13 protein-coding genes are annotated in these 13,049 nt (G+C 72.0%); 10 read left to right on the top strand and 3 right to left on the bottom strand.

Annotation, left to right across the window (positions count from 1 at the left end; genetic code table 11):
* Position 1: 1 nt before the first annotated feature.
* The gene (locus AB0N16_RS13475; protein WP_365796113.1) at positions 2-994 is read left to right on the top strand and encodes an adenosine deaminase; all 993 of its coding nucleotides are present in this window, start codon (positions 2-4) and stop codon (positions 992-994) included.
* Here AB0N16_RS13475 and AB0N16_RS13470 read toward each other — a convergent pair.
* Both AB0N16_RS13470 and AB0N16_RS13465 read right to left on the bottom strand, forming a co-directional pair.
* Positions 991-2,175 (bottom strand): MFS transporter, encoded by a 1,185-nt coding sequence (locus tag AB0N16_RS13470; RefSeq protein WP_365796111.1) that lies wholly within the window; start codon positions 2,173-2,175, stop codon positions 991-993. The genes AB0N16_RS13475 and AB0N16_RS13470 overlap by 4 nt on opposite strands.
* Before the next feature lie 373 nt (positions 2,176-2,548).
* Positions 2,549-3,328, bottom strand: a complete 780-nt coding sequence (locus tag AB0N16_RS13465; RefSeq protein ID WP_365796109.1) for an IclR family transcriptional regulator — start codon at positions 3,326-3,328, stop codon at positions 2,549-2,551.
* Between the two features lie 107 nt (positions 3,329-3,435).
* Between AB0N16_RS13465 and AB0N16_RS13460 the strand changes: the two genes are divergently transcribed.
* Positions 3,436-4,413 (top strand): 5-dehydro-4-deoxyglucarate dehydratase, encoded by a 978-nt coding sequence (locus AB0N16_RS13460; protein WP_365796107.1) that lies wholly within the window; start codon positions 3,436-3,438, stop codon positions 4,411-4,413.
* Between the two features lie 204 nt (positions 4,414-4,617).
* Complete coding sequence (locus AB0N16_RS13455; protein ID WP_365796105.1) at positions 4,618-5,793, top strand: PfkB family carbohydrate kinase; 1,176 nt, start codon at positions 4,618-4,620, stop codon at positions 5,791-5,793.
* Between the two features lie 164 nt (positions 5,794-5,957).
* Here the strand turns inward: AB0N16_RS13455 and AB0N16_RS13450 are convergent, their stop codons facing one another.
* On the bottom strand, positions 5,958-6,647 hold the full coding sequence (locus AB0N16_RS13450) for an FAD binding domain-containing protein (protein WP_365796103.1): 690 nt from the start codon (positions 6,645-6,647) through the stop codon (positions 5,958-5,960).
* Between the two features lie 252 nt (positions 6,648-6,899).
* Between AB0N16_RS13450 and AB0N16_RS13445 the strand changes: the two genes are divergently transcribed.
* The 7 genes from AB0N16_RS13445 (at position 6,900) to AB0N16_RS13415 (ending at position 12,997) form a co-directional block, all read left to right on the top strand.
* Complete coding sequence (locus AB0N16_RS13445; RefSeq protein ID WP_365796101.1) at positions 6,900-7,967, top strand: PhoH family protein; 1,068 nt, start codon at positions 6,900-6,902, stop codon at positions 7,965-7,967.
* 14 nt (positions 7,968-7,981) lie between these two features.
* On the top strand, positions 7,982-8,479 hold the full coding sequence (gene ybeY, locus AB0N16_RS13440) for an rRNA maturation RNase YbeY (RefSeq protein WP_351691360.1): 498 nt from the start codon (positions 7,982-7,984) through the stop codon (positions 8,477-8,479).
* Positions 8,480-8,497: 18 nt separating this feature from the next.
* Positions 8,498-9,799, top strand: coding sequence for a hemolysin family protein (locus AB0N16_RS13435; protein ID WP_365796099.1), 1,302 nt, complete (start codon positions 8,498-8,500; stop codon positions 9,797-9,799).
* On the top strand, positions 9,796-10,155 hold the full coding sequence (locus AB0N16_RS13430) for an MmcQ/YjbR family DNA-binding protein (RefSeq protein WP_365796097.1): 360 nt from the start codon (positions 9,796-9,798) through the stop codon (positions 10,153-10,155). The genes AB0N16_RS13435 and AB0N16_RS13430 overlap by 4 nt, the downstream gene beginning before the upstream one ends.
* Before the next feature lie 52 nt (positions 10,156-10,207).
* Positions 10,208-10,558, top strand: coding sequence for a cytidine deaminase (locus AB0N16_RS13425; RefSeq protein WP_365796095.1), 351 nt, complete (start codon positions 10,208-10,210; stop codon positions 10,556-10,558).
* A 476-nt stretch (positions 10,559-11,034) separates the two neighbouring features.
* Positions 11,035-11,508, top strand: a complete 474-nt coding sequence (locus AB0N16_RS13420) for a hypothetical protein (protein ID WP_365796215.1) — start codon at positions 11,035-11,037, stop codon at positions 11,506-11,508.
* Between the two features lie 154 nt (positions 11,509-11,662).
* The gene (locus AB0N16_RS13415) at positions 11,663-12,997 is read left to right on the top strand and encodes a beta-xylosidase (RefSeq protein ID WP_365796093.1); all 1,335 of its coding nucleotides are present in this window, start codon (positions 11,663-11,665) and stop codon (positions 12,995-12,997) included.
* The last annotated feature ends 52 nt before the right edge of the window (positions 12,998-13,049 follow it).

The raw sequence follows: 13,049 nt of genomic DNA, 5'->3' as shown, positions 1-13,049 counted from the left end.
GATGCCCCTCCCCAAAGCTGAACTGCACCTCCACATCGAAGGCACTCTGGAACCGGAGCTGGCGTTCCGGCTCGCCGCGCGCAACGGCGTCGAGCTGCCGTACCCGGACACGGACGCGTTGCGCGAGGCGTACCGGTTCAAGGACCTGCAGTCGTTCCTGAACCTGTACTACGAGCTCATGGCCGTCCTGCGCACCGAGCAGGACTTCGAGGAACTCGCCGACGCCTATCTGGCCCGGGCCGCCGCGCAGGGTGTGCGGCACGCCGAGATCTTCTTCGACCCGCAGGCGCACATCGCCCGGGGCGTGCCCATGGCCACGGTCGTGGACGGCCTGTGGCGGGCACTCGGCCGGAGCGTCGAGAACCACGGGATCTCCACCCGGCTGATCATGTGCTTCCTGCGGGACGAGTCCGCCGACTCGGCGCTGGAGACACTGGAGGCCGCACGGCCCCACCTCGGCCGGATCACCGGGATCGGGCTGGACTCGGCCGAGGTCGGGCATCCGCCGGCCAAGTTCCGCGAGGTGTACGCGGCCGCCGCCGACCTCGGGCTGCGGCGCGTGGCGCACGCCGGTGAGGAGGGGCCGCCCGCCTACATCACCGAGGCGCTGGACGTGCTCGGCGTGGAGCGCGTCGACCACGGGCTGCGCTGCATGGAGGACCCGGACCTGGTCGCCCGGCTGGTACGGGAGCGGATCCCGCTGACGCTGTGCCCGCTGTCGAACGTGCGGCTGCGCGCGGTCGACGTGCTCGCCGAGCACCCGCTGCCCGCGATGCTCGACGCGGGCCTGCTGTGCACGGTCAACTCCGACGACCCGGCCTACTTCGGCGGTTACGCCGACGACAACTTCCGCGCGGTCGCCGACACCCTGGGCCTGTCCGAGGAGCGGCTGCGGGAGCTGGCCCGCAACTCCTTCCTGGCGTCCTTCCTGGAGGACGACGAGGAGCTGCGGGCCCGGTACCTCGCCGAGGTGGCGGCCTACGAGTTCGGCTAGGCGGCGACGTCCAGCCGTACCGTCTCGTCGGTGAGCGCCGGGTGGGTCGTCGTGACGGTGGTGGACCTGCGCCGCAGCGCCACCGCCGTCAGCGGGACCGCGACCGCCAGCAGGCCCACCGCCAGGATCGTCCCCATCGCCGGGAAACCGGCCCGGGCCGACAGCAGGCTGCCCGTCATCGGGCCGACGGCCGTCCCCAGCGACGACGCCGACCCGACCAGCACCGCCCAGCGGCCCCGTGGGTCCAGGGCGGCGGCCAGGCCGATGACGTACGACAGGACGACCGGGTAGAGCAGGTTCCAGGCGATCTCGCCGGACGCGAACGTCGTCAGGTCCGTGGCGGACGCGCTGAGTGCGATGCAGCCCGCGATCAGGGCGGTGCCGAGGCCGATCGGCAGGGCCTGCCCGAGCCGCGGGCCGAGCGCGCCCGCCCCGACCACGCCCAGCAGACCGGCGCCGAGCGCCACCGCGAACACCACGCCCACGGTCACCTCGCTCAGATGCGCCTGCGTCAGACCGATCCGGCCGCTCACGCCCCACAGCGAGTTCTGCGCGGCCGACCAGCAGGGCATCGCGGCGGCCAGCAGCAGACCCGAGCGCAGGTGCGGGAGGCGGGAGCCGGTCGCGGTACGGGGCAGGGCCGGGGCGGTACGGGGGGACAGGCGGGCGGTCAGCGGCCAGACCGCCAGTGCGGTGAGCGCGATCGCGGCGAGGGGCTGCGCGTGGCCGGGGCCGAGGTGCGGGACCGTCAGATAGACGGCACCCGCGAGGGCGGAGACGCCGAGCAGGCCGAGGGTGGTGATGCGGTGCGGGTCCCTCGTCGCGGCGATGCCGGTGGCGGCCACCGCGGTGACCGTGCCGGAGCCGAAGCCGCCGGCGATCGCGCCGGCCACGACGGCCGGGACGTGGGTGGTGAGGGCGGCGCCGCCGTAGCCGAGGACGGCGAGGAGGAGGCCGGCGCGGGCGAGGGCGCGGGGGCCGACGCGGTCCACGCGGGACGCCAGCAGGAAGCCGGCCGCGGCGGAACTCAGCAGCAGGGCACTGCCGATGGCGCCCGCCTGGGTGGCGGAGATCGGGAGCCCCGATTCGAGCCTGCCGACGGTGGTCGGGAGGAGGTACGGCGCGAGGTACCCGGCCGTGAAAAGGGCGACGAGGGGCCAGGGGGTGGTGCGGGCGAACACGGGCGTTCCCAGGGCATGCGAAAGGACCGACGGAGGAGGGGGGTTGGGCGCAGGCCGTCGACGGACAGGAACGCGCGGGCAATTTGTATCAAGCGGGGGAGGGCGGAAGAAGGGCGGGTGGTGTGATGTGGGTCATGTTCCGTTTGAGGGGTGGGGGGAGGGGTAGAAGCGCCGCGCGCCGTAGGGGTTCGACGGGGGCGCGGGTGCGGGTCGCGGGTGGCTGGTGGCGCCCACGCGGCGGAGCCGCACATCGATACGGCCCCGCGCCCCTGGGTTGGTTGCGGAGCCGCGTGCTGACAGGTCCCGTGTGCCTGGGTCGCCTGCGGAGTTGCCTGCTGACGTGTTGTCGCGCCCCTGGACGGCGACGTTGCGGTCAGCGCCAGTTGACCGTGCCGCCGGGGGCTGTCGCCGACTCGATCCTTGCCCGGATCTCTCTCATCACCGTCACGATCTCCGCCTCGTGGTCCGGGGTCAGGCGGGTCGTCGGTACCGAGCAGCTGATCGCGTCCTGGGCCGGGGTGTCGTAGCGCAGGGCGAAGCCGAAGCCGATGATGCCGGTGACGGCTTCCTCGCGGTCGATCGCGTAGCCGCGGGCGCGGATCCCGGCGAGGTCGGCGGCCAGCGCGTCCCGCGTGGTGTGCGTGCGGGGAGTCAGCGGCTCGTACGGGCCCTCGGGGAGGTCTCCGGCGGGGCGTTCCGCGAGAAGTGCCTTGCCGAGGGCGCCCGCGTGGGCCGGCAGGCGTCGTCCCACCCTGCTGATCGTGCGCAGGTATTCGTGCGACTCCCGGGTCGCCAGGTACGCCACGTTCGGGCCGTCCAGGCGGCCCAGGTGGATCGTCTCGCCCAGCTCCTGGGACGCCTCGTCCAGGTAGGGGCGTACGAGGCGGACGCGCGGGTCGGAGTCCAGGTAGCTCGTGCCGGTCAGCAGGGTGCGGATGCCGACGCCGTAGAGGGAGCCGGTCGTGTCGGTGCGTACCCAGCCCCGTGTGATCAGGGTCTGGAGCAGGGCGTACATCGAGCTGCGCGGGACGCCGAGTTCGTCCGCCAGTTCCTGGAGCCGGGCCGGGCGGTCACCGCGGGCCGCGAGGAGCTCCAGCAGCTCCACCGTGCGCGCCGCGGACTTCACCTCGCGGACGCCTGCTGTCTCGGACATGTGCAGATCGTAAGGGGGCGGGGGCGGTGCGCCGTTGACGGGGGGTGTTCGCATATCTAGTCTTTGTTTCTATACATGGATGACGTCTACATGGGGAGATGAATGCGGTGGCCGGACAGCCGGAGGACGTGGTGCGGAGCCTGCGCGACGGGATGGCGGCCGGGGTGCTGTCGTTCCCGCTCACCGCCTTTCACGCCGACGGGTCCCTCGACGTGGACGGATTCCGGGAGTACGTCCGCGGACAGCTCGCCGCCGGGCCCGGCGCCGTCTTCCCGGCCTGCGGGACGGGGGAGTTCTTCTCGCTGGACGAGGACGAGTACCGGCGGGTCGTCGCCGTCACCGTCGAGGAGGCCGGCAGGGGGGTCCCCCCGCGCGAGGGTGTTGGAGCGCGGGGGAGGGTGCCCGTGGTCGCCGGGGTGGGGTACGGCTGGGCGCAGGCCGTGCGGTTCGCCCGGGTCGCCGAGGAGGCCGGGGCCGACGCCCTGCTCGTGCTGCCGCACTATCTCGTCGCCGCCCCGCAGGACGGGCTGGTCGCGCAGCTGGAGCGGATCGCGGCCCGGACGTCCCTCCCGCTCATCGCCTACCAGCGCGGACAGGTCGCCTTCACGGCCGACTCGTTGACCCGGATCGCCCGTATCCCCGGCGTCATCGGGCTCAAGGACGGGCACAGCGACCTTGACCGGCTCCAGCGCCTCACCCTCGCCGCCCCGGAGGACTTCCTCTTCTTCAACGGTGCCGCCACTGCCGAGGTCCAGGCCCGCGCCTACGCCGCCGTCGGCGTCCCCGCCTACTCCTCCGCCGTGCACGCCTTCGCCCCCGAGATCGCCGACGCCTTCTTCGCCGCCCTCGGCGCCGGCGACCACGGCACGGTCGACAAACTGCTGCGCGACTTCTACGTGCCGTTCGTCGAACTCCGCGACCGCGTCCCGGGCTACGCCGTGTCCCTCGTCAAGGCGGCGGCCCGGCTGCGCGGCCGTCCCGTCGGCCCGGTGCGCGCCCCGCTCACCGACCCGTCGGCCGCCGACCTGGCCGACCTGGAGGCCCTGCTGACCGCCGGACTCGACCTCGTGGGAGCATCCCGGTGAACCTCACGATCGCCGACGCTCCGCGACCGCGACGACGCGGCGGCGATGCGGGCGGCCGAGCCGGGGTGGACCACACCGGCCGTGCCGCGCTGGTAGCGACGCTGGTCGCGACGCTCGTTCGGGCGGTCGTACGGCGAGAGCCGCCGCCGCTGTCCCGGCATGGTGCAGACTGGCCGGATCCGCACCACGTCCAGGGAGCGCACCGTGACCGCGTCCAACGCGTTCGCCGGAGAGGAACCGGAGTACCTCGACGACGACACAGGAGCAACGACCCCGCACTGCGCCGCGCAGGTCGACCCGCTGGCCGGCCTGCGCACGCCGGACGATCCGCCCTGGGACGTCTACCTCACCGGCACCGTCTTCCTCGACATCATCTTCACCGGCCTGCACTCCGCCCCCGTACGGGGCACCGAGTCCTGGGCCCGGGGCATGGGCTCCAGCCCCGGCGGCATCGCCAACATGGCCACGGCCCTCGCCCGGCTCGGCCTGAAGACCTCCCTGGCGGCGGCCTTCGGCGACGACCACTACGGCGAGTACTGCTGGGACGCCCTCGAGCAGGGCGAGGGCATCGACCTCTCCCCGTCGCGGACCGTGCGCGGCTGGCACTCGCCGGTCACCGTGTCCATGGCGTACGAGGGGGAGCGGACCATGGTCTCGCACGGCCACGAGCCGCCCGCCGACACCCTGTTCCGCCAGCAGAACGCACCCGGCCGCCCCGCCCACGCCCGCGCCGCCGTCGCCTCCCTCACGCCCGGCAAACGCAACCCCTGGATCGCCAAGGCCGCCGCCGAGGGCACCCGGATCTTCGCGGACGTCGGCTGGGACGACACGGGCGCGTGGGACCTCGCGGGCCTCGCCGACCTGGAGCACTGCGAGGCGTTCCTGCCCAACGCGGAGGAGGCGCGGCGGTACACCGGCGCGGACTCCCCGCGGGCTGCCGCGCACGCCCTCACCGAGTACGTGCCGCTCGCCGTGGTCACCCTCGGGGCGGAGGGCGCCTACGCCGTCGACGGACGTACCGGCGAGTCCGCGGAGGTCCCGGCGATCGCCGTGGAGGCCCTTGACCCGACGGGTGCGGGTGATGTCTTCGTCGCCGGGTTCGTCACCGGCACGCTGGCGGACTGGCCGCTGGCCGACCGCCTCGCCTTCGCGGGCCTCACCGCGGCGCTCTCCGTCCAGGAGTTCGGCGGCTCCCTGTCCGCGCCGGGCTGGTCGGAGATCGGGGCGTGGTGGCGGAAGGTCCAGTCGGTGGCGGGGCAGGACCCGGCGGCGCTGCGGCGCTACGCGTTCCTGGAGGGCCTGGTACCGGAGGAGGACCAGGTGAGGCCGTGGCCGCTGCGGAGGGCGGTGCCCACGATCGGGTTCGGGCGCGCGGGGTGACTGCCGAGGTTGCGGGTGCGGGTGCGGCGCCGCCGTGGCTGGTCGCGCAGTTCCCCGCGCCCCTTCAGGTGGGACCAGCGCGGGCGCCCCGAAAGGGGCGCGGGGAACTGCGCGACAAGCCCCCACCGGCCCGCGGCCGACGACCGGTCCTCACCACCCCGAGGCTAACCTCCGAGCACCCCGGCGACCTGCTCCCGCAGAAGCTCCCGTCCCGGTCCCGACACCCCGGCCAGCGCCCCGGCGAACAGCTCCTCCACCTCGCCCCCCTCGGCGCCCACCCTCCCGCTGCTCACCACATACCCCTCCCGCACCGCGACCCTCAGCACACCCTCCGTGTCCACCGCCGCCGCGGCGATCGTGGGCACCTCGCCGCCCCCGGGGTCCGCCACCTTCGCGTACGCCCCCTTCACCGGCTCCCGCCAGCGCAGCGCCAGCAGCACCGGCGACTTGGCCTCCAGTTCGGGCAGACCGACCTCGTCCACCCCGTCCGCCGTGAGCACCTCGGCCCACGCGTCCAGCACGATCGCCGCCGGCAGCAGATCCCGCAGGCTCGACCCGGCGATGTTCCCGCCCACCGTCGCCGTCCGGCGCACCGCCCCCGTGCCGACCCCCTTCGCCGCCTTCCGCAGCACCTCCGGCACCCGGTCGTCCAGCTGGTGCAGAAGCACCGCGCCCCCCAGCACGCCCTCCCCGATCGCCGTCGCCTCCGGCACCTTCCGCAGGGACACCGCCTGTTCCGGGAAGCCGTCCCGCTGCCACCGGGCCCATATCAGGGTCGCACCGCCGAGGGGTATCGCCCCCTCGGCCAGGCATTCCCGGGCCTCGGACACCGACGTGGGCAGACGCAGCAGCACGGCTACCTGCTCTCTGTACGTACAGGTGGGCGTGGAGCGAACGCGGCCCCCCGACCACGCGTGGCAGTGACGGCCCGCATTCTGCCCCGGCGTACCGGAGCGCATGCAGGGCTCACGGCTGCAAAGGGGGCGCCTTCCCCTGCGAAAAGCCCTACGGCGTTGTCAGCCCCGCGTCGTACTCTTGGTATCGCGAGGCCGCCCTCAGCTACGCGGCCGTGATGAGGAGGAACCGCAGGCCTTAAGCGCCGGCCCATGACTCAGACACCCACAGCTCACACTCCCGCGCAGCAGCAGGCCCGAGCTCAGTTCGAGGTTCCCGCCCAGCACCCCATGGTCACCGTGCTGGGATCCGGCGACTCCCTGCTGCGCGTGATCGAGAAGGCATTCCCGGCGGCCGACATCCATGTCCGGGGCAATGAGATCAGCGCGGTCGGCGATGCCCGTGAAGTCGCCATCGTCCAGCGCCTGTTCGACGAGATGATGCTGGTGCTCCGCACCGGGCAGCCGATGACGGAGGACGCAGTGGAACGCTCGATCGCCATGTTGCGGGCGAGTGAGAACGGGGAGGGACCGGAGGAGACCCCGGCCCAGGTTCTGACACAGAACATCCTGTCCTCGCGCGGCCGCACCATCCGACCCAAGACCCTCAACCAGAAGCGGTACGTCGACGCGATCGACAAGCACACGATCGTCTTCGGCATCGGCCCCGCCGGTACCGGCAAGACCTACCTGGCCATGGCCAAGGCGGTGCAGGCCCTGCAGTCCAAGCAGGTCAACCGCATCATCCTGACCCGGCCGGCGGTCGAGGCGGGCGAGCGGCTCGGCTTCCTGCCGGGCACGCTCTACGAGAAGATCGACCCGTACCTGCGCCCGCTGTACGACGCGCTGCACGACATGCTCGACCCGGACTCGATCCCGCGCCTGATGGCGGCCGGGACGATCGAGGTGGCGCCGCTGGCGTACATGCGCGGCCGCACGCTCAACGACGCCTTCATCATTCTCGACGAGGCCCAGAACACCTCGCCCGAGCAGATGAAGATGTTCCTCACCCGGCTCGGCTTCGAGTCGAAGATCGTGATCACGGGTGACGTCACCCAGGTCGACCTGCCCAACGGGACCAAGTCCGGTCTGCGCCAGGTGCAGGACATCCTGGAGGGCGTGGAGGACGTGCACTTCTCGCGGCTGTCGTCCCACGATGTCGTACGGCACAAGCTGGTGGGCCGTATCGTCGACGCGTACGAGATGTACGACAGCCAGCACGGCACGGAGAACGGCACGCAGAAGGGCGGCCGCTCGAGGTCCGGGCACAAGGGGAAGTAGACAAGCACAGCGCCATGTCGATCGACGTCAACAACGAGTCCGGAACCGAGGTCGACGAGCAGGCGATCCTCGACATCGCCCGCTACGCCCTCGCAAGGATGCGCATCCACCCGCTCTCCGAGCTCTCGGTGATCGTCGTGGACGCCGACGCCATGGAGCAGCTGCACATCCAGTGGATGGACCTGCCCGGGCCGACCGATGTCATGTCCTTCCCGATGGACGAGCTGCGGCCACCGTCGAAGGACGAGGACGAGCCCCCGCAGGGGCTGCTCGGCGACATCGTGCTCTGCCCGGAGGTCGCCGCGAAGCAGGGGGCCGAGGCCGACACCCAGCACTCCATGGACGAGGAGCTCCAGCTGCTCACCGTCCATGGCGTGCTGCACCTGCTCGGCTACGACCACGAGGAGCCCGACGAGAAGGCCGAGATGTTCGGTCTGCAGGCGGCCATCGTGGACGGCTGGCGGGGGGAGAAGGGTCTGACCGGCCCTTCCCCGGCGCCGACGGTCTCCTAGCCGGGTGGTCGTCCTCGTATGAGTCCGCAGATCGTCGCCGGAGCGGTCGCGCTGGTCGTCGTGGCGTGGCTGGCCGCCTGCGCCGAGGCCGGTATCGCCCGCGTCTCCAGCTTCCGCGCCGAGGAGGCCGTGAAGTCCGGGCGGCGCGGCAGCGCCAAGCTCGCCCAGATCGCCGCCGACCCCACCCGCTACCTCAACGTGGCGCTGCTGGTCCGCGTCGCCTGCGAGATGGCCGCCGCGGCCCTGGTCACCTACGCCTGCCTCCAGGAGATCCCCGCCACCTGGGAGGCGCTGCTCGCCGCGATCGGCGTGATGGTGCTCGTGTCGTACGTCGCCGTCGGCGTCTCCCCGCGCACCATCGGCCGCCAGCACCCGCTGAACACGGCCACGGCCGCCGCGTACGTGCTGCTGCCGCTGGCCAGGATCATGGGCCCGATCCCGTACCTGCTGATCCTCATCGGCAACGCCCTCACCCCCGGCAAGGGCTTCCGGCGCGGCCCGTTCGCCTCCGAGGCCGAACTGCGCGCCCTGGTCGACCTCGCCGAGAAGGAGTCCCTGATCGAGGACGAGGAGCGCCGGATGGTGCACTCGGTCTTCGAGCTGGGCGACACGCTCGTCCGCGAGGTCATGGTGCCGCGCACCGACCTGGTGGTCATCGAGCGGTACAAGACCATCCGGCAGGCCCTGACGCTGGCGCTGCGCTCGGGCTTCTCGCGTATCCCCGTCACCGGGGAGAGCGAGGACGACATGGTCGGCATCGTGTATCTCAAGGACCTGGTCCGCAAGACGCACATCAGCCGGGACGCCGAGTCCGATCTGGTCTCCACCGCCATGCGGCCCGCGTTCTTCGTGCCCGACACCAAGAACGCCGGCGACCTGCTGCGCGAGATGCAGAAGGAACGCAACCACGTCGCCGTCGTCATCGACGAGTACGGCGGCACGGCCGGGATCGTCACCATCGAGGACATCCTGGAGGAGATCGTCGGCGAGATCACCGACGAGTACGACCGGGAACTCCCGCCGGTCACCGACCTCGGCGACGACCGCTACCGGGTCACCGCCCGGCTCGACATCACGGATCTCGGCGAGCTGTACGGCCTCGAGGAGTACGACGACGAGGACGTGGAGACCGTCGGCGGACTGCTCGCCAAGGCGCTCGGCCGGGTGCCCATCGCGGGTGCCGCCGCCCAGGTCGAACTCCCCGACGGACGGAAACTGGCCCTGACCGCGGAGGCCGCCGCCGGACGCCGGAACAAGATCGTGACGGTGCTGGTGGAGCCGGTGCCGGTGGCCGACGACCCGAAGGACGAGCCCGAGTGACCCCCGACCGGCTGCGCGCCTTCTGCCTCTCCTTCAACGCGGCGGAGGAGGACTTCCCGTTCAACCCGGACATCTCGGTCTTCAAGGTGCTCGGCAAGATGTTCGCGCTGAGCTGGATGGACGCCCGCCCGCTGAAGGTCAACCTCAAGTGCGATCCCGACGACGCGGTCCGGCTGCGCGCCGACCACGAGGGCCTGATCGTCCCCGGCTACCACATGAACAAGCGCCACTGGAACACCGTGACGGTGGACGGCGACCTCCCCGAGCGCCTGGTGAAGGAGCTGATCGAGGACTCGTACGACCTCGTCGTGGCCGGCCTGCCGAGAGCGGAGCGGCTGCGGCTGGACCGGGCCTGAGGCGGGTGGCCCGGGTGTCTGACCGGGTCAAGTTGTTCGTATGCTTCGGGGCATGACCGAGAGCAGCGCGCTTGATCCCGAGGACCGCAAGATCGTCACCCTGGCCCGGTCGGCGCGGGCCCGTAACGGGGTGCCCGAGGGGGCGGCCGTGCGGGACTCGACGGGGCGGACGTATGTGGCGGGGACCGTGGAGCTGGCCTCGCTGAAGCTGAGCGCGCTGCGGACGGCGGTGGCGATGGCGGTGGCGTCGGGGGCGGAGTCGCTGGAGGCGGCGGCGGTGGTGACGGTTGCCGACGGCGTTTCGGCCGAGGACCTTGCGGCGGTGCGGGATCTCGGGGGGCCGGGGACGCCGGTGCTGCTGGCGGGGTCGGACGGGGCGGTACGGCTCACTGTCCCCGCGTAGCTTTCCCACCCACCCGACTCGCTCCGCTGAGAAGCGAGGCGTTCTCTGACTCCGTCGAGGGAAGGGTGGGGGTTGGCTGACTGGAGGCGGGTGCGGCGCCGCTGTGGCTGGTCGCGCAGTTCCCCGCGCCCCTTTCGGGGCGCCACGATCGCGTGCATTTGAGACGGCGCCCTCGAAAAGCACCCCCACTGCTCCCACCTGAAGGGGCGCGGGGCTGTATCAAATTGCGGCTCCGCCGCGTGGGCGCGACCAGCCCCCACCCAGCCACCCCCGCCCTCCGGCCGCACCACCCCGTCGCAGTCGGCCAGATTTCAACTTGTCGGTCCCCATCTCTCGCGTATCAATGGGACCGTAAGTTCCGACGGACCGTCAGATTTTGACGGCGCGTCAGATTCGGCCCCGCGGTGTGCCCGCATCCACCCGGACCGGGGCCGCCATCCCCACATGGCATTCCCACGCAACGGGAAGGGAGCCCGATCTCCATGAAACGCTTGACCACCGGTGCGGCACTCGCGGCGGGGGCCCTCGCCGCCACGGCACTGGCCTTCGCGCCCTCGGCCGCCGCCGTCACCCCGACCACCGCCACCGTCACCGCCAGCTGCGGCCTCTTCGGCGGCGGCGCGGCCACCCTCACCGCGACCCAGAGCGGCACCTCGGCCACCCTCACGCTCACCTCCAGCGCGATCACCACCCCGCTCGCCCTGTCGGCGAACTCCATCGCCTCCACCCTCACCATGGCCAACTCCACCGGCAGCAACGTCGTCTTCAGCGGCACCGTGAACCCGGCCATGGCCGCCGGCAGCGCCGTCACCGTCGGCCCGCTGCCCGGCACCGTCGCCTCCGGCGACAGCCTCGACTTCCACGGCGGCTCGCTGAAGATGGTCATCTTCGGCATCACCGTCACCTGTACGTCCAGCGCCGCCCAGTCCCCGGGTCCGTTCGTCTTCTGAGCGTGCTGACGGGTTCGTTCCGGATGCCGCAGAAGCTGATGAACCGTCAGGTTTCTGCGGCATCTCCATTGACTTCTCACGCGCCCTCCACATCAATGGCCCCCTGTCGGCGCAGAGGAGCCGCTGCGCCCGCAACCCTCAGGAGGGGGCTTCCATGGGTTCACCCCCAAGATCACGAAGATCCCGACGGTGGCGCTGGATCTCACTGTTCGGGGCGACCGCGCTCGCGGTCACGACGGGGGGCGCGCTGGCCTGTCCGGCCGGTGCCGCCGGGACGAACGTCGACTTCGCCACCCACTGCATCCCGCCCGCCGTCGCGGGCCTGCCGCCGATCGACGGCACCACCACCGCCAGTATCTCGGTGGACGACACCACCCCCAAGGTCGGCGACACGGTCACCGTGACCTACACCGTGGTCACGCCCGCCGCCAACAACCCCACCGCCCTCGCCCTGCCGGCCGACATCATGACGCCGACCGGGAAGGTCACGCTGGGCGGGGCGCAGAGCGGGGCCATCACGGTGACCGGGCCGAAGAAGAACGACCCGGTGCCCGGCTACGGCACCTTCCCGTCGTTCTCCATGACCGGCACCTTCACGGTCACCTCGCCGGGCGCCATCACCCTCTCGCCCGGTGACTACAACATCCACACCAGCTACATCCTGGAGCTGGACACCCCCTGCACGGTCACCAACCCGCCCGCCCCGGTGTCGGAGACCGTCACGGCGACCGACTCGACCCCGGTCAACAACCGTGCCATCAGCCTGAGTTCGGCCTCCGGGAACCCCGGTGACAGCGTGACCGTCAGCGGGCAGCACTTCACACCCGGCGCGACCGTCACGCTCGCCGGGCGGTCCGGGACCAGCCAGACCGCGGACACGGCCACCGCGACCGCGGGTACCGACGGCTCCTTCAGCGCCCCGCTCACCGTCAACGACAAGACGACGACCGGGATCGTGGCCTACGAGGGCAGTGCGTGGAGCGACACGGCGGGGGCCGGTCCGGCCGCCTACGTCGTCAACGACACCACGCCGGTGCCGGCCGGAAGCCAGAAACTGACGACCACCGTCAAGGCGGGGACCCTGTCCATGTCCCAGGCCGGGGACTCCGTCGCGCTGTCGGCGGTCGACTTCGGTCAGGGCGGCGCGTCGACGGGCAACCTGCAGACCGTCACCGTCAAGGACTTCCGTGGCGGTCCGGCCGGCTGGTCGCTCACCGGCAAGGTCACCGACTTCACCGGACCCGGCGCCAAGATCGATGCCGGGAAGCTCAGCTGGACCCCGTCCTGTGCGACCAAGGCGGGCAGCCCGAGCACCTGCGCGGCCGGTTCCGCGGGCGCCGTCGGCGGTTCCGGAGCGACCCTCGCGTCGACCCCGGACTCCACCGTCACCGGCGGTGAGTTCACCGTCGGCGCCGGACTCTCCCTGAACGTACCGGCGTTCACGCCGCCGGGTTCGTACTCCGGAGTCCTGACCCTGACGCTCACCTGAGCCAACTCCCCTGTGGCGACCGGGCTTTCGAGCCAGCGCAGTCCCGGTCGCC

Source organism: Streptomyces sp. NPDC051105 (assembly GCF_040682795.1).
Taxonomy (GTDB): Bacteria; Actinomycetota; Actinomycetes; order Streptomycetales; family Streptomycetaceae; genus Streptomyces.
Note: the sequence above shows the minus strand (reverse complement) of the source record. Positions and strands in the feature narration are given on the sequence as shown.

Excerpts from the sequence above, each read along its gene's own strand:
- AB0N16_RS13445 (WP_365796101.1), top strand. The coding sequence starts at position 6,900 with ATGACTCAGACACCCACAGCTCACACTCCCGCGCAGCAGCAGGCCCGA.
- AB0N16_RS13435 (WP_365796099.1), top strand. The coding sequence starts at position 8,498 with ATGAGTCCGCAGATCGTCGCCGGAGCGGTCGCGCTGGTCGTCGTGGCG.
- AB0N16_RS13475 (WP_365796113.1), top strand. The coding sequence starts at position 2 with ATGCCCCTCCCCAAAGCTGAACTGCACCTCCACATCGAAGGCACTCTG.
- AB0N16_RS13425 (WP_365796095.1), top strand. The coding sequence starts at position 10,208 with ATGACCGAGAGCAGCGCGCTTGATCCCGAGGACCGCAAGATCGTCACC.
- AB0N16_RS13465 (WP_365796109.1), bottom strand. The coding sequence starts at position 3,328 with ATGTCCGAGACAGCAGGCGTCCGCGAGGTGAAGTCCGCGGCGCGCACG.
- AB0N16_RS13415 (WP_365796093.1), top strand. The coding sequence starts at position 11,663 with ATGGGTTCACCCCCAAGATCACGAAGATCCCGACGGTGGCGCTGGATC.
- ybeY (WP_351691360.1), top strand. The coding sequence starts at position 7,982 with ATGTCGATCGACGTCAACAACGAGTCCGGAACCGAGGTCGACGAGCAG.